Consider the following 23654-nt stretch of genomic DNA (forward strand, 5'->3'; position numbering starts at 1 on the left):
GCAAAAACTTTCACATGTGAAACTTCGAGACGCTACGAGTAGCAACAAACATAGCCAGAAAACAGGTAACATTGCCCAAAAAGATGCTGGACTAAGGAGTAGTTAGCTTGGAAGCCATTGCAGATTCTTCCGCTGTAGCTGAGTTTCTCAAACGTTGGGATGGAAATACCGGTAGTGAACGCGCGAATTTTCAGTCATTCATGCGCGACCTGTGTACTCTGCTGGACTTACCCCATCCAGATCCTGGCGAGGGCGATACCAGCCAAAACGCCTACGTCTTTGAACGGTTCATCTCATCGGCTCGTGTCGATGGTAATACCGACAACCGGTACATCGACTTGTATCGTCGGGACTGCTTTGTACTGGAAGGAAAGCAAACCGGTAAAGAGTTGGCATCTCGGAGCCAGCAAAATGCCATTAATGCAGCGGTAGCGCAGGCTGAACGATACATTCGAGGGTTACCGCAGGAAGAAGTAGAACATGGTCGCCCGCCGTTCATCGTGATCGTGGATGTTGGCAATGCTATCTACACATATTCAGAGTTCACCCGTACCGGCGGAAACTATGTTCCTTTCCCTGATCCACGGCATTATGAGATCCGTTTGGAGGATTTGTATAAGCCAGAGATCCAACACCGTCTCAGGCAACTATGGTTAGCGCCTGATCAACTGGATCCCAGCAAGCATGCTGCAAGGGTTACCCGAGAAGTCAGTACAAAATTGGCCGAGCTGGCAAAGTCTTTGGAACAGAGTGGCTACGATGTTGAGCGGGTAGCCAGTTTCCTAAAACGCTGTCTCTTCACCATGTTTGCTGAAGATGTTGAGTTACTGCCCAAGGCATCCTTCCAGAATCTTCTGATCGACATTAAAGATCGGAACCCGGAAGCCTTCCCCCATGCAGTTAAGGTCCTTTGGGAAACCATGAATGCCGGGGGCTATAGTGAACGCTTGATGCAAACGGTTAAGCGCTTCAATGGTGGATTATTCAAAAATATCGACCCTATTCCTCTCAACGTACAGCAGATCCAGTTGCTGATTGATGCAGCCAAAGCTGACTGGCGTTTTGTTGAACCCGCTATATTCGGTACGTTGTTGGAGCGGGCGCTAGACCCCCGTGAGCGCCATAAGCTTGGTGCTCATTATACTCCGCGAGCCTATGTCGAACGCCTCGTAATGCCCACGTTGATTGACCCCTTGCGTGAACAGTGGGGTGATGTTCGTGGTGCCGCCGAAACTTTGTTGCGTCAGGGCAAAGCTGACAAGGCTTTGCAGGAAGTCCGAGCTTTCCACTACCAACTATGTGAGACCCGTGTACTCGATCCAGCCTGTGGTAGTGCCAACTTCTTGTACGTTGCTTTGGAACACATGAAACGACTGGAGGGAGAGGTTCTGGGTTTTATTTCAGAGCTAACCCAAGGCCAGGGCGTTTTGGAAAGTGAGGGTTTGACGGTGGATCCCCACCAATTTCTCGGTCTCGAAATAAATCCTCGTGCTGCACAGATTGCCGAGCTCGTGCTATGGATTGGTTACCTTCAATGGCATTACAGGTTGAATGACCGACTGGATCTTCCTGAGCCTATCCTCCGTGACTTCAAGAATATTGAGTGCCGTGACGCCCTGATTGAATACGATAGCCGGGAACCGAAGTTGGATGAAAACGGAGAGCCGGTGACTATCTGGGATGGCATCAGCATGAAGGTCAGCCCAACGACTGGTGAGCTGATTCCGGATGAAACCGGTAGGGCAAAGGTGTACCGCTATCACAATCCTCGTAAAGCGAAGTGGCCGAAGGCTGAGTACATAATAGGAAACCCACCATTTATTGGTGATAAAGCTATGCGTAGGGCTTTGGGTAACGGCTACGTAGATGCGTTGCGAAAGGTTTGGAAGGAGCTTCCAGAATCCACAGATTTTGTTATGTATTGGTGGCACATCGCAGCAACTCAAGTTAGAAACGGAGAGTGTAAACGTTTTGGATTTATAACAACGAACAGTCTGCGCCAAACGTTCAACAGACGTGTCATGGAGCCCCATCTATCCGACACTAAAAGCCCTGTTTCGCTAGCTTTCGCCATACCTGACCATCCTTGGGTTGACGCTAATGATGGCGCAGCTGTGCGTATTGCTATGACTGTTGCTACAGCTGGTGAACGATCAGGAATACTAAAAAAGGTTCTAAGGGAAGTTAAAGATACTGACGATGCGAGAGCCGTCTCCCTAAACTCAAGGAACGGGAAGATCTATTCAGATTTAAGCGTTGGAGCTAATGTAGCCGGATCCCAGAAATTGAAAGCAAATTCCGGCATTTCATCAAATGGTGTAATGCTTGCGGGTTCAGGTTTTATCGTTAGTGAAGAGCAAGCACAGAGTCTGGGCTTTGGGATCAAGCCAGAAACTGAAAATGTAATCAGAAAGTATCGAAATGGGAGGGATTTGGCTCAGAAACCAAGAGAAGTGATGGTGATCGACTTATTTGGCATGGAGCCACCAGAGATTCGCGCTCAATATCCAGCCATTTATCAATGGGTTTCCGAGCGAGTGAAGCCTGAAAGAGATAATAATCGTCGAAAAAAGCTAAAAGAAAATTGGTGGATATTTGGTGAAGCGCGCGTTAACTGGCGCCTTATGAGTAGGGGACTAACTCGTTATATAAGTACAGTTGAAACAATGAAGCATCGTTTATTTTGCTTCCTTAGTTCGGACATTTTACCCGACCATAAATTAGTGAACCTTGCCCTCGATTCAGCTTCAGACCTTGGGGTTCTAACAAGCAGAATCCATTCTTGCTGGGCAATGGCGACCGGAAGTTGGTTAGGGGTCGGCAACGATTCCGTCTATGCAAAATCAAGATGCTTCGAGACCTTCCCATTTCCCGACAACGCGGCCAAAGAGTTGCAAGACGCTGGTCATTTAGCTGAATCTATCGATAATCACCGAAAGCAGCAGCAACAAGAACATCCATCATTGACCCTCACTGGCATGTACAACGTGCTGGAAAAGCTCCGTACTGGCCAAGAACTCACAGACAAAGAAAAGATTACCCATCATCAAGGCTTGGTTTCTGTCCTAAGAGAGCTCCACGACGATTTGGATCGAGCGGTATTCGAGGCTTATGGGTGGGGTGACATAGCAGATAAATTGGTCGGACTTCCTGGGGCGACCTCACCATTACCTCAAAAATCAGCGGAACAGCTGGAGGCGGAAGAAGAGCTCCTAATGCGTTTGGTAGCGCTTAATAAACAACGTGCCGAGGAAGAATCACGGGGCATCGTTCGCTGGTTACGTCCGGAGTATCAAGCACCCGACGCTGTGCAGACTGAGGTGGATGTTGCACCGAAAACCGCTGTTGAGGAAAAGAAAGCGTCCACCAGTAAAGGTAAAGGCACTTTCCCGAAGGCAATACCTGATCAACTAAGGGTTCTTCGAGAGGCGTTAGCCGAGCGGTCTCATACCACTGAAAGTCTGGCTGAGTTATTCAAGCGAAAACCCAAGAAGTCAGTTGAAGAAGGTCTCCAGTCACTCGCTGCCGTTGGCATAGCCGAGTTTGATGCAGAGAAAGCGACTTGGCACATAGTCTAGGGCCATTCGGCATGAGCGCGTTATGAATCACTTGATCCTCCTGATCAAAGTTCGGTCGTTACAGAAGGCTCGCCGCGACAATTTTCAGAGCCTCCAAAAACGATTGCGAGAGGCAAAGGAGCGCAGAGTCAGTAATGACGAAATAGCCAGCATATACGCTGATCATGGGCCGGAAGACTCTCTCTATGAGGCTGAAATCCACCATTTGTGGACGCGGTATCTCCAAGAAAGAGCGGAGCGGTTGATGTTGCCGCTCCCGTCGCTTGAAGATGAGTCATCCTGGGAAAAATCGCACGTTGTGCCAGGCTATTTGCTCACTAGAAAAGGTATCGATGAGGTTCGAAAGTCAATCAGGAATGAAGTCCAAGAGAGGAGATCTGGTTGGCTTACGTGGTTAGCTGCACTGACCGGTTTGATTGGTGCTATCAGTGGCCTGGTTGCGGTTGTACGTTCGGTTTCCTGAGCAAAGTTTTGGTTCTGTGTGGTCGAGTCACGAACGTGACAACATGGATAGGTTGGTAAAGTGACCAAACGAGATGTCGAATTAAGCAAAGGAGAAGTTCATGGCAAGTCGCAGGCAATCGCTCGTAAGGCTCAGGGAAATCATAGAACACCACTCCCAAAACCAAACAGATATGCCATTCCGCAACATGTTCGCCACCGCTTGCTATCTGTCTGTGATTGGTGAGGATCGAGCAGCTCGAAAGCAGCTGAAAAGCCTTTTTGATTGGTTAGGCTGGGACAATCGGAGAACTTATTTTAGTGCCATACTTGAATCTTTATCGGAATTTGCCCCGGAGTATGCGTCTGAAATAGCCGCCAACCAAGAAATCAACAAGCTCTTATACAGAGCTGAGGCTTCGAGCAGCTGTGGTGGCAAAAACTGATTGTTGTGTTACGGTCTTGAGGGGGCAGTCAAAGATTCCGCGACTGATCCAGACCGACATGGATATGTCAGGCGAACGCGACACCTGCATAGTGGTGTGACCAGCCAAGGAGAGGCTTGGCATCCCTTCCTTTTACTCCGCCAATGTATGTCTCAGTTTGTTCTATTTAAGGCAGGATCGTGCCAGAATAATGCGTTGGTCTTTAAGCCTAAAAGCTTTTAAATCAGTGGGTTACGCGAGGCATCATTTTCATTTTTTGATCCCTATTTGATTCCTAAGTTTCGCAAATCACTGTTTATCAATGACTTTTTAGATTCTGCATCGGAAAATAGGAACAACCATGAAAAACAACTCCCGGAACACCATTGGCTTATTCACCCTGTTCGCGGCGCTGGTGCTGACCGGCTGCAGCACCGTGTACTACAACACCATGGAAAAGCTCGGGTTCGAGAAGCGCGATATCCTGGTCGACCGGGTCGAGAATGCCCGGGATGCCCAGACAGATGGATGCCCAGGAAACCTTCCGCTCGTCGCTGGAACGGTTCCAGAGTGTGGTGGCCATTCCCGACACTGAATTGAAGGCGAAGTACGAAGAAATCCGCGATGCCTATGAAGACAGCGAAGATGCTGCCGAGAAAGTCCGGGACCGGATCGACAGCGTCGAGGATGTGGCGGGTGCCCTGTTTGCCGAGTGGGAAGACGAACTGGACCTGTACGAAAGCGCATCCCTGCGCCGCAGCAGCGAGCAGCAACTGCAGGAAACCCGCAATCAGTACGGGCAGCTGATTAACCGGATGCACCAGGCGGAATCCCGCATGGATCCGGTGCTTCAGGCGTTTGAAGACCAGGTGTTGTACCTCAAGCATAACCTGAATGCCCAGGCCATCGGTGCGCTGGAAACGGAGCTGGGTAAAATCCGCAGTGATGTCGACAGCCTGATCCGCAACATGGAAGCCTCTATCGCCGAATCCGAAGCCTTTATCCGCCGCTTTCGGGATCAATAACCCCGGCGAAAAAGTGGCAATGGTGTAACTGTTCCAGTTTTTGGCACACATTGTTCCAGTTAACTTGCTGTAATTCTCAATTGATAACAAATATCATTCGCTCCTGAAATTCATTACTTAATTTTTGGGAGCGACACATGGTGTTCAGGTCTTCATTGCTGGCGACCTCGGTTGCGGTAATCTCTGCCGCTTATTCACTGCAGGCCACTGCGCAGCCGGTGCAAATGGACGAGCTGGTGGTCTCCGCCGCCGGTTTTGAGCAGAAGGTTACCGATGCACCGGCGAGCATCAGTGTGATCAATCAGCAAAGCCTGCAGCAGAGTCAGTTTTCCAACCTGGGGGAAGCGCTCGAAACGGTAGAGGGTGTGGACGTCCGCCAGAGCACCGGCAAAACCGGCGGCCTGAACGTCAGCATTCGGGGCCTGCCCAGTGAATACACCCTGATCCTTATTGATGGCCGTCGCCAGAACCCACCGGGTGACGTTACCCCGAACGGATTCGGCGACACCTCCACCAGTTTCATTCCGCCCCTTTCCGCCATTGAGCGTATCGAAGTCATTCGTGGCCCCATGTCTACTCTCTATGGTTCCGATGCCATCGGCGGTGTGGTCAACATCATCACCAAGAAAGTCTCGGATGAGTGGACAGGCTCGGTCACCCTGGAGCATACCTTCCAGGAAAACCGGGACTATGGTGATACCGGCAAGACCAGTTTCTACACCAGCGGTCCGTTGATCGAGAACGTATTGGGGCTGGCCTTACGGGGCAGCGTGCTCGACCGGGAAGCGGCCGACCTGGACTTTGAAGACGGTAGCGAGGCACCCAAGCGCGGTGTTGCACCGGTGGATGGCCGCAATCATACCCTGGGTGCCCGCCTGACCCTGGTGCCGGCCGCCGGCCACGAGTTCTATCTGGATGTGGAGCAGGGCCGTCAGGTTTACAACAACGAGTCCTGTCAGCTTGGTACGCTGGATGGCCGGGACCGCAGTTGTGGAGACGACCCTGGTGTGGCGAACGGCTATTCCGATGAACTGCGTTTCAACCGGGATCAGGTGGCGCTGGGTCACTCAAGCCAGCTTGGCTTTGGCACCTGGAGCAATGACCTGACCTACAACGTGACCGAAACTGAAGGCCGGACCCTGCCGGGGACTATCGGTGCTGCTTACGACGCCCCTTACCAGAACCTGGTGGGTGGTGCCGAGCGGGAACTGGAATCCAAAGACACCGTCTTTGACACCAAGCTGGTCGCTCCGCTAACCGATAACCATATCGCCACCTTCGGGGCTCAGTACCGGGACACCGAACTGACCGACGGCATTGCCGACACGACCTTTGAGCAGAATTCCTGGGCGGTTTTTGCCGAAGACGAGTGGTATCTGAGAGACGACCTGGCGCTGACGCTGGGCGGTCGCTATGAAGACCACGATGCCTTCTCCGGCCACTTTACGCCACGAGCCTACCTGGTGTGGAACAGCACACCGTCCTGGACCTTCAAGGGCGGGGTCAGTCAGGGGTATCGTACGCCGGACATCAACGATCTCCACGATGGCATCAACGGTGTCACAGGACAGGGTGAAGATATCACCATCGGTACTCCGGACCTGGAGCCGGAGAAGAGCACTAACTACGAAGCCGGCGCCTACTTTGACAACCTTGAGGGCTTCAAGGCTAATGCCACCGTGTTCTTCACACGCTTTGAGGACAAGATTGATGATGGCTCAGAGGTGACCATCAGCGGTGATCCCCGGATTCCCGATGGCACCTACGATCAGCTGGATAACATCGGCAAGGCGGAAACCCGGGGTATCGAGCTGGCCTCCAGCTGGCAGTTTGCCCCGGACTGGAGCCTTCGCGGCAACTACACGTATACCGATTCTGAGCAGAAAAGCGGTGACAACAAGGGTGAAAAGCTGACCAACACACCCGAACATGTGCTGCACGCCCGGCTTAACTGGCAGGCAACAGCCAAACTGGGGTTGTGGCTGTCAGGCGAATACCGGGGCGAGCGCACCCGCGACCTGAAGACCCGGGAAAACCTGAGTACGGAAGAGCAGGCCATTGACCAACAGGTGGGAGAGCTGAGCGATTATGCGCTGTTCCATCTGGGTGGCTCTTACCAGGCCAGCGACAAGGTTCGACTGACGGCGACCATCTACAACCTGTTTGACAAGGACTTCCTCGAGGGCAGCAATTACAGCTATATCAACGCGGACGGTGACCAGGTAACCGACTGGGCATCCGATTACATCTACGTGTTCCGAGGCATGGCCAGCGGGGGTACGGTGGAAGAGGGCCGCCGCCTGTGGCTGTCTGCCACGGTGGATTTCTGAGTTATCCACAGCTTCTGTTAATAAAATCCGACAACGTAAAAAGGGAAGCCAGGTGCTTCCCCTTTTTTGTGGAACCGGGATTTCAAGGCCCCGGGTCCGGAAGAAAAAAGTCCCGGAAAACCCGGGACCGGAAGTTACCGAGGTTACCCGGTAAAGGCCATGTTCTCGGCTTCAATCTGCATCAGGCTGCGGGTCGGGCTGAGCATGCTGGTGGCATGAGTCTGGGCCCGGGGCAGCAAGCGCTCGTAGTAGAACTCGGCGGTGTTGAGCTTGGTCTGGTAGAAGGATTCAGACTCATCACCGCCATTATCCAGTTTATCCACAGCCACGGCGGACTGGCGCAGCCACATGTAGGCCATGCTCACGTAGCCGCTGTACATCAGGAAGTCGTAGGCTGCGGCGCTGACCACATCCCGGTCTTTGCGGGCCGCCAGCATCACCCGTACCGTCAGCACGTTCCACTGGGCGGTGAGTTTCAGCAGCTCCACGGCCATCGGGCGCAGGCGTTTGTCGGTCAGGTGTTTGCGGGCAAAGTTGGCCACCTTGAAGGTGAACTCGCGCACCGCGCCACCCTGGGTCATCAGTAATACCTTACGGCCCAGCAGGTCCAGGGCCTGGATACCGGTGGTGCCTTCGTACAGGGTGGCAATACGGGTATCGCGGGCGATCTGTTCCATACCGTGTTCGCGGATGTAACCGTGGCCGCCGAACACCTGCATCCCCAGGTTGGCCGCTTCACAACCCAGTTCGGTCAGAAAACCTTTCAGGATCGGGGTCAGGAAGCCCAGTTTGTCGTCGTACTTCTCGGCTTTTTCAGTATCACCTGCGGTATGGGCTTCAACCATGTGGTCGGCTACCCGGGCCGCGTAATAGAGCATGGCCCGGCCACCTTCGGCGATGGCTTTCTGGGTCAGCAGCATGCGCCGAACATCGGCGTGGTGAATCAGGCTGTCGGCCACCTGGTCCGGCTCTTTCTTGCCAGACAGCGCGCGCATGGAGCGGCGTTCTTTGGCATAGTCCAGCGCCCACTGGTAAGACAGCTCGGCCGGCCCCACGCCCTGAATGGCGGTACCAATCCGGGCGGTGTTCATAAAGGTGAACATGCACTCCAGGCCCTGGTTTTCCGGGCCGATCAGGTAACCGGTGGCGCCGTCAAAGTTCATTAAGCAAGTAGCGGACGCCTTGATGCCCATTTTCTTTTCCAGGCTGCCGCAGCTTACGCCGTTGCGCTCGCCCACACCGCCATCGGCGGCCGGCATGAACTTGGGCACAATGAACAGGCTGATGCCCTTGGTGCCTTTCGGGGCATCCGGCAGGCGGGCCAGGACAATGTGGACAATGTTCTCGGTCAGGTCATGCTCGCCGGAGGAGATAAAGATCTTGGTGCCGGTCAGTTTGTAGCTGCCATCGCCCTGGGGTTCGGCCCTGGTTTTCACCTGGCCCAGGTCGGTACCGCACTGGGGTTCGGTCAGGCACATGGTGCCACCCCAGCGGCCTTCGGTGAGGGGCACCAGGTAGGTTTGTTTCTGCTCGTCCGTACCGTGCAGGAAGATGGTGTTCATGGCACCCAGCGACAACCCCGGGTACATGGAGAACGACCAGTTGGCCGTGCCCATCATTTCCTGCTTGAACAGGCCCATGGAAGCGGGCAGGCCCTGGCCACCAAACTCTTCGGGGGCAGACAAGCCCTGCCAGCCACCCATCACATACTGCTGGTAGGCTTCTTTGTAGCCCTTGGGGGTGATTACTTCGCCATTTTCCAGCTTGCAGCCTTCTTCGTCGCCGCTCTGGTACAGGGGGCTCAGCACTTCTTCACAGAAGCGGCCACACTCGGTAAGGATTGCATCTACAATGTCCGGAGTGGCGTTTTCGCCGGAGGCCAGGCCCTGGTAATGGGTCGGGTAGTCGAATACATCACTCAGCAGGAATTTCATGTCCCGCAGGGGCGCTTTATACACAGGCATAGCCGGTCCTCGTTTAATCTCAGTCCGATTCGTGCGGGCCCGAAAGCCCGGATGAGTGCAGTTTTACGGGATTCCCGTGGGGCTGCCATTGACGGAAAGCGCCTGAATGGCTGTCAGAATGGACAATTGGCTGAAATGACGCAGTGGCGATTTTCTGATCGGAAACGGCAAGCAGGCCGTAGATCTCTGCACTGTCAGGCTGTTCTGGCGTTAACCCGGAGTGTAAAAGTCATGCAAAATTCCCGGATGCGACCCAAGGCCAGTGGTCTGGGGCCGTTGAGTCTTATATTGTTGATGTCTCTGGTGCTGGCAGGCTGTGCCGGGCCCGCACTGGATGATTACCAGAGCACCGGGCCAGACCTGGTGCCAAGCCAGTTCTTTACCGGCGAACTTTCTGCCCGGGGTGTGGTCAAGGACTTCTCCGGCGAGGTCATCCGCACCTTCGATGCGGATATCGTGGCCAGCTGGGACGACAACGGGGTGGGCACCCTGGATGAAGTGTTCCGTTTCGATGATGGCGAAGAGCAGACCCGGGTCTGGACCCTGACGCCATCGGAGCAGGGCTACCACGCCGAGGCTGGCGATGTCGTCGAACCGGGCACCATGCGCTGGCAGGGCAATGCCATCCACATGAACTATGTTCTGCGGGTGTCATACGGCGATGGCACGATTGATGTCAGAATGGACGACTGGATGTATCTGGTTACCCCCGATACCCTGATCAACCAGACCACCATGAGCAAGTGGGGTGTGGACGTCGGGGAAGTGGTACTGGTGATCCAGAAAAAAGGCGCGGGGCCGGCTCCGCAATCCTGATAACAGAATACGGACAGGTAACAGATACCCATGTGGAAGCAATGGCTGGTGGCGCTTGTGTTGGTCGGAGTTGTGGTGGCAGGTGCCGGCGTGTATCTGAGCCTGGAAGACCCGGCTGATGCGGAAGCCGAAGACGAACCCACGGCATCCACGGTAAATATCTCGGCACCGGAAATGCGCAGGGTGCGGGATGAGGTATCGGCCGTTGCCAACCTGAATGCCATGGATGCGGTGGCCCTGACCACCGAAGTCAGCGGTCGGGTAGTGGAACTCAACCTGCAAACCGGGCGCAAGGTGCAGCAAGGTGATGTACTGGTGCGGCTGGATGATCGCCAGGCGACAGCCGACCTGGCCGTAATTGAAGCCCAGCTGGCAGACGCCCGCCGGCAATATGACCGGGCCCGCAGCCTGCGGGCCAATAACAGCGTATCCCAGTCCCAGGTGGACGAGCTGAGAACTGCGGTGGATGTTGCCATTGCCCAGCGCGAAGCAGCCCGGGTCCGGCTTCAGAACCACCGGATTGAAGCGCCGTTCTCCGGTGTGGTCGGGCTGTCGGACATCAGTGTGGGCGCCTACCTGCAAGCCGGCACCGTGATCACCACCCTGGATTCCACGGATCAGCTGGAACTGAACTTTGCAGTGCCCGAGCGGTTTGTCGGACAGGTTCAGCTGGGCCAGCCGGTGCGGGCCACCTCTCCGGCATTCCCCGATGAAATCTTTGAAGGCGAGCTGGTAGAGCTGGCTACCCGCATCAGCGAGCTGAGCCGCACCCTGGCGGTGCGGGCCCTGATTGATAACCCCGATGGCCGCTTGCGACCGGGCCAGTTTATGTCCGCCTCTTTGACCCTGCAGGAACGGGAAGGCCTGGTGGTACCGGAGCAGGCGGTGATGCTGCGGGGCGACCAGAAATACGTATTCGTGGCCGAAGATGGCCAGGCCCGCCGGGTTTCGGTAAAAACCGGCAGCCGCCTGCCTGGATGGGTGGAAGTCACCGATGGCCTGACCATGGAAGATGCGGTGATTATTACCGGCCAGGACCGGCTGAGTTCCGGCAACCGGGTTCGGGTGATCGAGTCAGGCCTTGCCATTCCGGAGAACCGGTTCGACTCTGTGCAGGGGTCCTGAGCCATGGTGCTGTCAGACGTCTCCATCAAGCGCCCGGTCTTCGCCACGGTTCTGAGCCTGCTGATTGTTGTGTTCGGGTTGTCCGCCCTGATGGGCCTGCCGGTTCGGGAGTATCCGGATATCGACCCGCCAGTGGTCTCGGTGTCCACCGATTACACCGGTGCCGCCGCCGAAGTGGTGGATACCCAGATTACCCAGGTGATCGAAGGCGCCATCAGTGGCATTGAAGGTATCCGCTCTATTGAGTCTTCCACCGAGCAGGGCGAATCCCGCACCACCATCGAGTTCAACACCTCCCGCGATATCGACATTGCTGCCAACGATGTGCGTGATGCCGTCTCCCGGGTGTTGAACCAGATGCCGGACGAAGCCGATCCGCCGGTGGTTCGCAAGGCCGATTCCGATGCCCGGCCGATGATGTGGATAACTCTGACCAGCGAAGTCTGGGATGCCGCCGAACTGAGTGATTTTGCCGACCGGGTGCTGAGCGACCGGTTGTCGGTGCTCGATGGTGTGGCCGATGTGCGCATCGGTGGCGAACGCCGCTATGCCATCCGGGTCTGGCTTGACCGGGAACGGCTGGCGGCCCGCAATATCACAGTGGCGGAGGTCGAACAGGCTCTGCGGGCCAACAACGTGGAATTACCCGCCGGTTCGGTGGATTCCTCCACCCGCAACTTTACCGTGCGGGCCGAGGGCCGGTTATCCACAGTGGAAGAATTCCGTAACCTGGTCGTACGCCGGGATGGCAACGACCTGCTGCGACTGGGTGAAGTAGCCAACGTGCAGATGGGTGTGGAATCGGATATCGGCCGCCTGCGGGCTGCCGGCCGCACGGCCATTGGCATGGGGGTTATCCGCCAGTCCAAGGCCAATACCGTTGCGGTGTCTGACGGCGTGCGGGCCGAGCTGGACAAGATCCGTGAAACCCTGCCACCGGAAGTGTCGATTAGCGAAAGCTACGACGAATCTATCTTTATCCGTGCTTCCATCAAGGAAGTGCTGGTGACCCTGGCGATCTCGGTATCGCTGGTCATCCTGGTGATTTTCCTGTTCCTGCGGTCCTGGCGTGCCACGTTGATTCCGGCGGTCACCATTCCGGTGGCGGTCATCGGTGCCTTTATCGGCCTGGGCTTTCTGGGCTTTTCCATCAACGTACTGACCCTGCTGGCGGTAATCCTGGCCATCGGCCTGGTGGTGGATGACGCCATCGTGATGCTGGAGAACATCCAGCGCCGGATTGATGAAGGCGAGCCACCGTTGCTGGCGGCCTATCGTGGTGCCAAGCAGGTTGCCTTTGCGGTCATTGCCACTACCCTGACGCTGGTGGCGGTGTTTGTGCCCATCTCGTTTATGGGCGGTAACGTGGGCCGGTTGTTTGCCGAGTTCGGGTTTACCCTGGCGGCGGCTGTGATCTTCTCCAGCCTGGTGGCGCTCACCCTGGCCCCGATGCTGTGTTCCAAGTGGTTGCGCCACAGTCCGGAATCGGCGGAAGGCCACCGGCTCTGGGCCTTCAGCGAGAAGGTGCTCAATGGCCTGACCAACGGCTACAAGCGCCTGCTGGAGTTTTCCCTGAACCAGCCCGGCCTGTTGCTGGGCCTGGGGATTGCCGGGCTGATCGTGGCGGCGGTGATTTATCCCCGCTTGCCGCAGGAACTGGCGCCCATTGAAGACCGTGGCGTAATCATCATGCCCACCAGTGCGCCCCGGGGCTCCACCGTCGAATATACCGACCACTTCGTGCAGCAGGCCGAGCAGCGGTTGCTGACCTACCTGGAGGAGGGCACCGCCGAGCGGTTACTTTCCATTGTCGGTTTCCGGGATGAAGAAGACAGCGCCTTCATGATCATGGGGTTGGTGCCCTGGGAGCAGCGGAATATCAAGCAACAGCAGGTGACTACGGATATCCGTGACAAGCTGTCGGATATATCCGGTGCCCGCATCAACGTCATCAACCCGCCAGGCCTTGGCCAGCGGGGCTTCAGCCAGCCGGTGGAATTTGTGATTGCCGGCCCGGACTACGAATCGGTCCAGGCCTGGAGTGAAGAGATCATGGAGCGGGCCAGGGAAAACCCGAACCTGCTGAATGTGGATACCGATTTCGAACTTACCCGCCCGGAACTCCGGGTGAACATCGACCGCGACAGGGCGGCCGACCTGGATATTACCGTGCAGGATGTCGGGCTCACCCTGCAGACCATGCTGGCGTCCCGACAGGTGACCACCTACCTGGACCGGGGCCAGGAGTACGATGTGATTATCCAGGCCGAGGATGCCAACCGCGCCACTCCGGATGACCTGGAGCAGATTTTCCTGCGGCCTAGGGCAGGGGGGGAGCTGATCCCCCTGAAAGCCCTGGTGTCGGTGGAGGAAATTGGTGCTAACCCGGATCTGCGCCGGATCGACCGCCTGCCGGCGGTGGTGATCAGCGCTTCCCTGGCCGATGGCTACGATCTGGGTACGGCCCTGAATTACCTGAATAACCTGGCTGTGGATAACTTGCCGCCGGAAGCCCGGCTGAGTTACAAGGGCTTGTCCCGGGAATTCGAGGATTCCTCGGCGGCCATCTTTATCACCTTTGCCCTGGCCTTTGTGATTGTGTTCCTGGTGCTGGCGGCCCAGTTTGAAAGCTGGATTCACCCGATGATCATCATGCTGTCGGTGCCCCTGGCGGTTACCGGTGCGCTGATTGCCCTGGCCTGGTCCGGCATCAGCCTGAACATCTACAGCCAGATCGGGATCATCATGTTGCTGGGGTTGATGGCCAAGAATGGTATCCTGATCGTGGAATTCGCCAACCAGCTGCGGGACAAAGGTTACAGTGTGCGGGATGCCATTCTGGAAGGCGCGACGCTGCGCTTCCGCCCGGTACTGATGACCACCATCTCCACCGTGTTCGGTGCGGTACCCCTGGTGATTGCCACCGGGGCCGGTGCGGAAAGCCGGGCGGCGATCGGTATGGTGATTCTGGGCGGGCTGATCTTCGCCACCACCCTGACCCTGTTTATTATCCCGGTGCTGTATAACCTGCTGGCCCGGTTCGCCAAGTCTGCCAACGCGGTGGAAAAAGAGCTGGACCGGCTGGCGGCCGGCCCGTCCGGGGGCTCCGGCCTGGCAAGCAGCCCGGCAAAGAAGGCCGATGAGTTCTGATGCCTGTGCACAGCCAGTTCCGGTTGCTGGGCCAGCGGCGGTTTCTGCCGTTCTACCTGACCCAGTTTTCCGGTGCCTTTAACGACAACCTGTACAAGAATGCCCTGCTGTTGCTGATCACCTATCAGGCGGGTGGCCTGATGGGCTTGTCGGTCAATGTGGTGGTCAATATTGCCGCCTTCCTGTTTATCCTGCCGTTTTTCCTGTTCTCCGGCATTGCCGGCCAGATGGCAGACCGCTATGAAAAGGCCTGGATTATCCGCCGGGTCAAGGCGGCGGAAATCGGCATCATGTCCCTGGCCGCGCTGGCTTTGTGGTTTGGCTGGTACGAACTGCTGCTGGTGTTGTTGTTCCTGATGGGCGCGCAGTCCACGTTCTTCGGGCCGGTGAAATACTCCATCCTGCCCCGGGTGCTGGCAAACGACGAACTGGTGGGTGGCAACGGCCTGGTCAGCATGGGGACCTTCGTGGCCATTCTTCTGGGCACTATTGCCGCCGGTGTTATCGCCGGTGCGGAGCAGGCGGCCCGTATTACTGCTGTGGCCGTGCTGGTGATGGCGGTGCTGGGCTACCTGGCGGCGCGCAAGGTACCGGATACCCGGGATGAAGCACCGGAAGTGATGGTGCGTTTCCGGCCCTTGCTGGAAACCTGGCGGCTGATGGCCGTGGCCCGGGAACGCCCCAAAGTGTTGGGGGCGATCCTGGCTATTTCCTGGTTCTGGTTCCTGGGCGCGGCGTACCTGACCCAGTTTCCCAACTTTGCCAAAACCTGGCTGGCGGGTGACGAAACCGTGGTCACCTTGCTGCTGGCCATGTTCATTGTGGGTATCTCCGCAGGCTCCATGCTGTGCGAACGGCTGACCAAGCATCGAATAACCCTGGCGCCGGTACCCTGGGGCGCCCTGGGCCTGACCTTGCTGGGCATTGACCTGTTCTTTGCGGTACCGGCCAACCCGGAACCGTCCACCTGGCTCAGTCTGATGACGGAGCCTGTGTATATCCGGGTGTTGCTGGACCTGGTGGGAATCGGCATCTGCGGTGGCCTGTTCATTGTGCCGCTGTATGCGTTTATCCAGTATGAAACCCCGGATCACAAGCGGGCCCGCATTATTGCTGCCCTGAATGTGATCAATTCCCTGTTCATGGTGGCCAGTGCCATTGCCGGTATCCTGGTGCTCGGGGTCTTTGGCCTAGGAATCCCGACCTTTTTCCTGATCTTATCCTTGGTGAATGCGCTGGTGTGGGTAAGTGTGCTGGGGCTCCGGCGCCGTGCCGCCCAACCTGTGGATAATTAATGGGAAAAGCTACGGATAACCGTTGAATCGTTTTTTATAAATACAATAATAACAGTAGGTTATGGTCGTAAAACCGGGTCTGAGAAGCCTTTGTAAATGTGGATAACTTTCTTGAAAACTTTTCTGAACTGCTGGCTACAAGCTTCTGAAAAGCGGAAAGTTTCGGTTTTTACCCAGTCTGAAACCCCTGGCCGGCCCCCGTTTATACACAGCTCCCGGATTAATCGCCTTTCGGATACCCGAAGTTCTGGTTAAAATTTGCACATTCTGACTGTAATTTCCCGGGCGAGGCGTTATACTCGCCGCCCTGTTTTTTTCCCCGATTTCCGAGGTGTAGTGTGGAGTTTCCGACCCGTTTCGATGTCATTGTCATTGGTGGTGGCCATGCCGGCACTGAAGCTGCGTTGGCGGCTGCGCGCATGGGCTCGCAAACCCTGCTGCTGACCCACAACATTGAGACCCTGGGGCAGATGTCCTGCAACCCGGCCATTGGTGGCATCGGCAAGAGCCACCTGGTGAAGGAAATCGACGCCCTCGGCGGTGCCATGGCCCGGGCTACAGACCAGGCCGGTATCCAGTTCCGGGTACTCAACAGCCGCAAGGGCCCGGCCGTACGCGCCACCCGCGCCCAGGCTGACCGGATTCTGTACAAGGCAGCCATTCGCCACATGCTGGAAAACCAGCCCAACCTGACCCTGTTCCAGCAGGCGGCCGATGACCTGGTTGTGGAAAACGACCAGGTTGTGGGCGTGGTCACCCAGACCGGCATCCGTTTCAACGCCAAGACCGTGGTGCTGACCACCGGCACCTTCCTTGGCGGCGTTATCCACATCGGCATGCAGAACCATGCCGGTGGCCGTGCCGGTGATGCGCCGGCCAATGCCCTGGCCAGGCGCCTGCGGGAACTGCCGTTCAACGTCGGCCGCCTGAAAACCGGTACACCGCCGCGTATCGATGCCCGCACCGTGGATTTCTCCGCGATGCAGCAGCAGTGGGGCGACGACCCGACCCCGGTGATGTCCTTTATCGGCAGCCGTGACGAGCACCCCGAGCAGATCTGCTGCTACGTGACCCGCACCACCGAAGAAACCCACGACATCATCCGCAGTGGTTTTGACCGCTCGCCCATGTTCGCCGGTAACATCGAAGGCGTGGGCCCGCGCTATTGCCCGTCCATCGAGGACAAGGTCAACCGTTTTGCCGATAAAGACTCGCACCAGATTTTTGTGGAGCCCGAAGGCCTGACCACCAACGAGCTGTACCCGAACGGCATTTCCACCAGCCTGCCGTTTGATATCCAGCTCAAGGCGGTGCGCTCGATTCCCGGTTTCGAGAATGCCCACATCCTGCGCCCGGGCTACGCCATCGAGTATGACTACCTGAACCCGCAGGACCTGCGTCATACCCTGGAAACCAAGTTTATCCAGGGCCTGTACTTTGCCGGCCAGATCAACGGCACCACCGGTTATGAAGAAGCCGGCGCCCAGGGTTTGCTGGCGGGTATCAACGCCTCGCTGCGGGCCCAGGACAAAGACGAGTGGTACCCGCGTCGGGACGAAGCCTATCTGGGCGTATTGGTGGACGACCTGATCACCATGGGCACCCAGGAGCCGTACCGCATGTTCACCAGCCGTGCCGAATACCGGCTGATCCTGCGGGAGGACAACGCCGACCTGCGCCTGACCGAAACGGGCCGAAAGCTGGGCCTGGTGGACGACGAGCGCTGGCAGAAGTTCAGTGAAAAGTGCGAAGGCATTACCAGGGAGCGCAGCCGGCTGGAAAGCACCCGTATCCATCCGAACACCGAAGCGGGTGAGCGAGCCAATGGCTACCTGAAACAGCCGATGACCCGTGACCAGTCCCTGGCCGAGCTGCTGCGCCGGCCGGAAATTGTCTACGACCATATTGCCGAGATCAGCGCCGGGCGGGCAGAAGACCCGAACGTGGCCGACCAGGTGGAAATAGAGATCAAGTACGAAGGTTACATCTCCCGCCAGGCGGACGAAATCGAGCGCCTGCGCAAGAACGAGAACACCGCGCTGCCGCTGGACCTGGACTACGACGTGATCGGTGGCCTGTCCAACGAGATCAAGCAGAAGCTCAAGGACGTGCGCCCGGAAACCGTGGCCCAGGCCTCCCGCATCCAGGGAGTGACCCCGGCGGCGGTCAGCCAGATTCTGGTACACCTGAAAAAGCGTGACCTGTTGAAAAAGCAGAGCGCCTGAGATGAGTTATCCACAGCTATGGCAAAGCCAGCTGCAGGACGGGCTGGCACAGATGGGTATTGCCCTCAGTGACAGCCAGCAGGCCAAGTTGCTGGCATTTCTGGCCCTGCTGAACAAATGGAACAAGGCCTATAACCTGACCGCGGTCCGGGATGAACGGGTCATGGTGTCGCGCCAGCTGCTCGACAGCCTCAGCATCATGCCCTGGGTAACCACCGACCACCTGCTGGATGTGGGCGCCGGCGGCGGCCTGCCCGGCATTCCCCTGGCCATCGTATTTCCGGACAAGCGCTTTACCCTGCTCGACAGCAATGGCAAGAAAACCCGGTTCCTCAACCAGTGTGTGCTGGAACTGGGCCTGGCCAACGTTGACGTCATCCACGGCCGGGCCGAAGACTGCCAGCCGGAACAACCTTTCAGCCAGATCAGCAGTCGCGCCTTTACCGCGCTGGAAAACCTGGTTACCTGGTGTGGCAGCTTGCTGGCGAATGACGGCCAGTTCCTTGCCATGAAAGGTCTGTATCCGGATGATGAAGTGGCTGCCCTTCCGGAAGGCTGGCAGGTAGAATCCAGCCATTCCCTGAAGGTACCCGGAGCAGACGGCGAACGGCATTTGCTGATCGTCACCCGGGCCGACCAATCCCGGTAACCCGAAACAGCAGGAGGCAAGGCATGGCGCGCGTGATTGCAGTGACCAATCAGAAAGGCGGTGTGGGCAAAACCACCACCTGCGTGAACCTTGCTGCCTCACTGGCTGCTACCAGGCGCCGGGTGCTTTTGGTAGACATGGACCCCCAGGGCAACGCCACCATGGGTAGCGGTGTGGATAAAAACGCCCTGGAACTGTCGGGTTACGATGTGCTGACCAAGCGTGCCAGCCCGGCAGAAGTCATCGTGAAAACCGACGCCTCGGGCTTTGACCTGCTGCCTGCCAATGGCGACCTGACGGCCGCCGAAGTGGAACTGATGAACGAAATCGGCCGGGAGCACCGGCTGCGGCTGGCGCTGAACAGCGTCCGGGAAAATTACGACTACATCCTGATCGACTGCCCGCCGTCGCTGAACCTGCTGACCGTAAACTCCCTGTCGGCGGCGGATTCCGTACTGATTCCGATGCAGTGTGAATACTACGCCCTGGAAGGCCTGGCGGCACTCATGAACACCGTCGAGCAGATCAAGGAAACGGTCAATCCGAACCTGGAGATCGAAGGCATCCTGCGTACCATGTACGACCCCCGCAACAGCCTGACCCTGGATGTTTCCGGCCAGCTCAGCGAATACTTCGGCGACAAGGTGTACCGGGCGGTGATTCCCCGCAACGTTAGGCTGGCCGAGGCTCCCAGCTACGGTATGCCGGCACTGGCCTATGACAAAACCTCGAAGGGTGCGGTGGCCTACCTGGCCCTGGCGGGCGAGATGGTGCGCCGGCACGGTTCAAAAAAGACATCCGCCGCCGTTGCGGTGTAACATAGTTTGCCGTCGGGCAACCATGCACCAACTTTTTCAACAGGAAGAATGACAAACACCATGGCGGCGAAAAAACGAGGCTTGGGCGAACGGGGTTTGGGAGCGCTGTTACAGGGCTCGAAGGTTAACCTGAACCAGCAAGTGGCCGAACACGATGGCGAACTGCGGGAGATCCCCGTAGACCTCATCCAGCGTGGCCGTTACCAGCCGCGCCGGGATATGGACCCCGCCGCCCTGCAGGAACTGGCAGACTCCATTCGCCAGCAGGGTGTGATGCAACCGGTGGTGGTGCGCCCGGTTTCCGAAGGCCGCTATGAACTGATTGCCGGTGAACGCCGCTGGCGCGCTACCCAGATGGCCGAGCTCGACAGCATTCCCGCCATCATCCGTGATGTGCCGGATGAAGCCGCCATCGCCATGGCGCTGATCGAGAACATCCAGCGCGAAAACCTGAACCCGATCGAAGAAGCCTTTGCCCTCCAGCGCCTGCAGGAAGAGTTCGGCCTGACCCAGGCCCAGGTGGCAGAGGCTGTGGGTAAATCCCGCACCACCATTACCAACCTGTTGCGGCTGATCGGCCTGACCGAAGATGTGCGCACCATGCTCGAGCATGGTGACCTGGAAATGGGCCATGGCCGCGCCATGCTGACCTTACCCCCGGAACAGCAGATGCAGGTGGCCCGCCAGGTGGTGGCCAAGTCGCTTTCCGTGCGCCAGACCGAAGCCCTGGTGCGCCGCATCCAGCAGGAAAAGCCTGCAACGGAAGATTCCGGCAGCAAGGCGCTGGACCCGAACATCCGTGCCCTGCAGGACGACCTTTCCGACCGGCTCGGTGCCCGGGTGTCCATTGCCCATGGCAAGCGGGGCAAGGGTAAAGTGGTGATCGAATACAGTTCGCTGGATGAGCTGGACGGTATTCTGGGCCATATCCGCTGAGCACCCGGAAATTCCTGAAAATCATCCTAAAGTACCCATTCAGGCCAGAAACACCACATCTGGGTGCAGCCGAAGCCGGATAACACAACCTGTGTAAAAACAGGCCTTTTCATCTTGAAATCTGGTTAAATTTTCGCCATTTTTTCCGTCGGGTTATGTTGAACCGCTACCGGTTAACACATATAATTCCGCGCGCTTGGAATGACAGCTGGTGATATGAGCCGTTCAATGAAAGCCATCACGTACGTGCCGCTGAAACAGTGGCTGACCATAGAGATGGCCGCTCTCACCGTTCTGAGCCTTTTGTGGTTGCTGGAAAGTCGTTTGGCCGGTTATTCCGCGTTTATCGGCGGTCTTATTTTTGTCATACCAAACGCTTACTTTGCTCACCGGACGTACCGGTACCAGGGCGCAAGGCAAATGCACCTGGCAGTCAGCAACATTTTCAGGGCAGAGAGCATCAAACTCGCCCTTACCGCAGTGTTTTTTGCGGCCGTTTTCACTTTAATGGAGCCAGTACACGTACCGGCTCTGTTATTCACTTTTGCTGTGATGGTTGTGTTGGGTACGGCATTGCGCTGGCTCATCCGGCCGCGACCACAGCGATGACTGGACGAGAGCAGTATGGCAGCTGATACCCCAGTAGAGTATATAAAACACCACCTCACCAACCTTACCTATGGCAAGCTCCCGGAAGGCTATGAGCGCGCGGATGGCAGTGTTGTGCAGGAGGCCACCTGGACCTTCGCACGCACCGGTCAGGAAGCAGCAGACATGGGCTTCATGGCGCTCCACGTCGATACCCTCGGCTGGTCTATCGCTATGGGTATTCTGTTCCTGGGTCTGTTCCGCTTTGTGGCCAGCCGGGTTACCGACGGCGCGCCGAGTGGATTGCAGAACCTGGTTGAAATGACTTTTGAATTCGTTCAGGGCATCGTGCGCGATGTTTTCCACGGCAAGAACCCGTTGATTGCCCCTCTGGCACTGACGATTTTTGTCTGGATCCTGCTGATGAACATCCTGAAGCTGATCCCGATCGACTATATTCCGTCTATCGCCCATGCGATGGGTCTTGAGTACTTCAAGATTGTTCCGACCACCGATCCCAATGGTACTTTCGGTATCTCTATCGGTGTGTTCCTGCTGATCCTGTTCTACAGTTTCAAGGTGAAAGGCGTAGGTGGCTTTACCAAAGAACTGGCCTTTAACCCGTTCAATCACTGGATCATGGTTCCGTTCAACCTGTTGCTGGAAATCCTGGCGCTGATCATCAAGCCGATCAGTCTGGCACTGCGTCTGTTCGGTAACATGTACGCTGGCGAAGTTGTCTTTATCCTGATTGCGTTGTTGCCGCTGTGGGTTCAGTGGACACTGAACGTTCCCTGGGCGATCTTCCACATCCTGGTGATCCCGCTTCAGGCCTTTATTTTTACTGTGCTTACTGTGGTTTACCTCAGCGCAGCACACGAAGATCACTGATAAACCCTTAAATACACAAACCCTTAACTATCTGAAAAACTGAGGAGTCTTCAATGGAAATGGTATTTATCGCAGCTGCGTTGATCATCGGTCTGGGTGCCCTGGGCGCTGGTATCGGTTTTGGTCTGCTGGGCGGCAAACTGCTCGAGTCCACTGCGCGTCAGCCGGAAATGGCTAACCAGCTTCAAACCAAGGCATTCATCATGGCTGGTCTGCTTGATGCGGTTCCCATGATCGGTGTTGGTATCGCGATGTACCTGATCTTCGTTGTTGCTGGTTAATCAGCCGAGAATTGAGGGTGGCAGTGCCCGGCACTGCCACCGCATTCCGGACACCAGGACGCAACGAATAGCAAGAGGTATATTGCCGTGAATATAAACCTTACGTTGATAGGGCAATCGATTGCCTTCGCTATTTTCGTCTGGTTCTGCGTCAAGTATGTATGGCCGCCGATTACGGCTGCCATGGAAGCGCGCCAGAAGAAAATTGCAGACGGCCTCTCTGCCGCAGATCGGGCTTCCCTCGATCTGGAACTTGCGCAGGAAAAAGCCGCTAAAGAACTGCAGAAGGCGAAAGAAGAAGCTGCAGCCCTTATTGACCAGGCCAACAAGCGTGCCGCCCAGATCGTCGAAGCCTCCAAGGACGACGCTCGCAAAGAAGGCGACAAGCTTATTGAGCAGGCAAGGGCGGAAATTCAACAGGAGCGTGTTCAGGCTCGCGACGCACTGCGTGCAGAAGTGGCCACTCTGGCCATTGCCGGTGCCGAGAAGATTCTGGAAACCTCTGTAGACGCCAAAGCTCACAGCGAGATGCTGGACAAGCTGGCCGCAGAACTCTAAAAGAGGGTCATCATGGCAGAACTTACAACGTTAGCCCGACCCTACGCGAAAGCCGTTTTTAAAGCCGCGCAGGACCAGAATGCCGTTGATCAGTGGGATCAGGCTCTGGCTTTCGCAGCTATGGTTGCGGCTGACCAAGAGGTAAAGAACATCCTGGCCAACCCCGGCCTGTCTGAGCAACGCAAGGCGGAACTCTTCGCTGACTGTTTTGAAGAGCCGCTGCCTGAAGCACTCAGAAACTTCCTGTTGATTCTTGCTGAAAACAAGCGTCTGGCCCTGTTGCCGGAGATTTCTGCTTTGTTCCGTTTGTACCGTGCAGACCTCGAGAAGTCTGTGCACCTGACAATCGATACCGCATTCGAATTGTCTGCAGACGAACAGCAGAAACTGATCGACGCATTGTCCAAAAAGCTGGAGCGCAAGGTTGAGCTTGAAACCGCAGTTGATCAGAATCTGATCGGCGGCGTGGTAGTACGTACAGGCGACCTGGTTATCGACGCTTCAGTTCGTGGCAAGCTGGCCAGAATGGCCAAGGCTCTGGGCTCCTGATTTCAGCACA

Annotated in this window: 18 protein-coding genes and 1 pseudogene; 18 read left to right on the forward strand and 1 reads right to left on the reverse strand. The window is 56.7% G+C overall.

The annotated features are described in order from the left end of the window. The first annotated feature begins 107 nt into the window (after positions 1–107). The 5 genes and pseudogenes from B9Q17_RS14780 (at position 108) to B9Q17_RS14800 (ending at position 7799) form a co-directional block, all read left to right on the forward strand. On the forward strand, positions 108–3578 hold the full coding sequence (locus tag B9Q17_RS14780; protein WP_167373033.1) for a class I SAM-dependent DNA methyltransferase: 3471 nt from the start codon (positions 108–110) through the stop codon (positions 3576–3578). Positions 3579–3600: 22 nt separating this feature from the next. Continuing rightward, a complete protein-coding gene (locus tag B9Q17_RS14785; RefSeq protein ID WP_094625795.1) occupies positions 3601–4041 on the forward strand; it encodes a hypothetical protein in 441 nt (146 codons plus the stop codon). Between the two features lie 100 nt (positions 4042–4141). Continuing rightward, positions 4142–4465, forward strand: a complete 324-nt coding sequence (locus tag B9Q17_RS14790) for a hypothetical protein (RefSeq protein WP_094625796.1) — start codon at positions 4142–4144, stop codon at positions 4463–4465. Positions 4466–4805: 340 nt separating this feature from the next. Continuing rightward, positions 4806–5469, forward strand: a pseudogene (locus tag B9Q17_RS14795) (DUF2959 domain-containing protein). Between the two features lie 137 nt (positions 5470–5606). Further along, positions 5607–7799 carry a TonB-dependent receptor domain-containing protein gene (locus B9Q17_RS14800; RefSeq protein WP_094625797.1) on the forward strand — a complete coding sequence of 731 codons (2193 nt, stop codon included), beginning with the start codon at positions 5607–5609 and terminating at the stop codon, positions 7797–7799. 143 nt (positions 7800–7942) lie between these two features. Here the strand turns inward: B9Q17_RS14800 and B9Q17_RS14805 are convergent, their stop codons facing one another. Then, complete coding sequence (locus B9Q17_RS14805) at positions 7943–9763, reverse strand: acyl-CoA dehydrogenase C-terminal domain-containing protein (RefSeq protein ID WP_094625798.1); 1821 nt, start codon at positions 9761–9763, stop codon at positions 7943–7945. Positions 9764–10009: 246 nt separating this feature from the next. Between B9Q17_RS14805 and B9Q17_RS14810 the strand changes: the two genes are divergently transcribed. The 13 genes from B9Q17_RS14810 to B9Q17_RS14870 all read left to right on the forward strand — a co-directional run bounded on the left by B9Q17_RS14810 (position 10010) and on the right by B9Q17_RS14870 (position 23644). Then, positions 10010–10579 carry a DUF3833 domain-containing protein gene (locus tag B9Q17_RS14810; RefSeq protein WP_036220016.1) on the forward strand — a complete coding sequence of 190 codons (570 nt, stop codon included), beginning with the start codon at positions 10010–10012 and terminating at the stop codon, positions 10577–10579. A gap of 30 nt (positions 10580–10609) precedes the next feature. Then, positions 10610–11704, forward strand: a complete 1095-nt coding sequence (locus B9Q17_RS14815) for an efflux RND transporter periplasmic adaptor subunit (protein ID WP_094625799.1) — start codon at positions 10610–10612, stop codon at positions 11702–11704. A 3-nt stretch (positions 11705–11707) separates the two neighbouring features. Further along, positions 11708–14854, forward strand: coding sequence for an efflux RND transporter permease subunit (locus B9Q17_RS14820; RefSeq protein ID WP_094625800.1), 3147 nt, complete (start codon positions 11708–11710; stop codon positions 14852–14854). Then, positions 14854–16149 carry an MFS transporter gene (locus B9Q17_RS14825; RefSeq protein WP_094625801.1) on the forward strand — a complete coding sequence of 432 codons (1296 nt, stop codon included), beginning with the start codon at positions 14854–14856 and terminating at the stop codon, positions 16147–16149. The genes B9Q17_RS14820 and B9Q17_RS14825 overlap by 1 nt, the downstream gene beginning before the upstream one ends. 338 nt (positions 16150–16487) lie before the next feature. Beyond that, positions 16488–18374, forward strand: a complete 1887-nt coding sequence (gene mnmG, locus B9Q17_RS14830) for a tRNA uridine-5-carboxymethylaminomethyl(34) synthesis enzyme MnmG (protein WP_094625802.1) — start codon at positions 16488–16490, stop codon at positions 18372–18374. 1 nt (position 18375) lies between these two features. After that, positions 18376–19023: a 16S rRNA (guanine(527)-N(7))-methyltransferase RsmG gene (rsmG, locus tag B9Q17_RS14835; protein ID WP_094625803.1), complete on the forward strand. Its 648-nt coding sequence runs from the start codon at positions 18376–18378 to the stop codon at positions 19021–19023. Positions 19024–19046: 23 nt separating this feature from the next. After that, the gene (locus B9Q17_RS14840) at positions 19047–19841 is read left to right on the forward strand and encodes a ParA family protein (RefSeq protein WP_094625804.1); all 795 of its coding nucleotides are present in this window, start codon (positions 19047–19049) and stop codon (positions 19839–19841) included. Positions 19842–19901: 60 nt separating this feature from the next. Beyond that, on the forward strand, positions 19902–20777 hold the full coding sequence (locus tag B9Q17_RS14845) for a ParB/RepB/Spo0J family partition protein (protein ID WP_058342467.1): 876 nt from the start codon (positions 19902–19904) through the stop codon (positions 20775–20777). Positions 20778–21005: 228 nt separating this feature from the next. Further along, positions 21006–21386 carry an ATP synthase subunit I gene (locus B9Q17_RS14850; RefSeq protein ID WP_232901992.1) on the forward strand — a complete coding sequence of 127 codons (381 nt, stop codon included), beginning with the start codon at positions 21006–21008 and terminating at the stop codon, positions 21384–21386. 15 nt (positions 21387–21401) lie between these two features. Beyond that, complete coding sequence (gene atpB / locus B9Q17_RS14855) at positions 21402–22256, forward strand: F0F1 ATP synthase subunit A (RefSeq protein WP_058342164.1); 855 nt, start codon at positions 21402–21404, stop codon at positions 22254–22256. A 53-nt stretch (positions 22257–22309) separates the two neighbouring features. Then, entirely contained in the window at positions 22310–22537 is a 228-nt protein-coding gene (gene atpE / locus B9Q17_RS14860; RefSeq protein WP_014423137.1) for a F0F1 ATP synthase subunit C, read from the forward strand. An 87-nt stretch (positions 22538–22624) separates the two neighbouring features. Then, the gene (locus B9Q17_RS14865; protein ID WP_058342163.1) at positions 22625–23095 is read left to right on the forward strand and encodes a F0F1 ATP synthase subunit B; all 471 of its coding nucleotides are present in this window, start codon (positions 22625–22627) and stop codon (positions 23093–23095) included. A gap of 12 nt (positions 23096–23107) precedes the next feature. Then, positions 23108–23644: a F0F1 ATP synthase subunit delta gene (locus B9Q17_RS14870; protein WP_058342162.1), complete on the forward strand. Its 537-nt coding sequence runs from the start codon at positions 23108–23110 to the stop codon at positions 23642–23644. Positions 23645–23654 lie beyond the last annotated feature (10 nt).

It is taken from the genome of Marinobacter vinifirmus (genome assembly GCF_002258215.1).
Taxonomy (GTDB): domain Bacteria; phylum Pseudomonadota; class Gammaproteobacteria; order Pseudomonadales; family Oleiphilaceae; genus Marinobacter; species Marinobacter vinifirmus.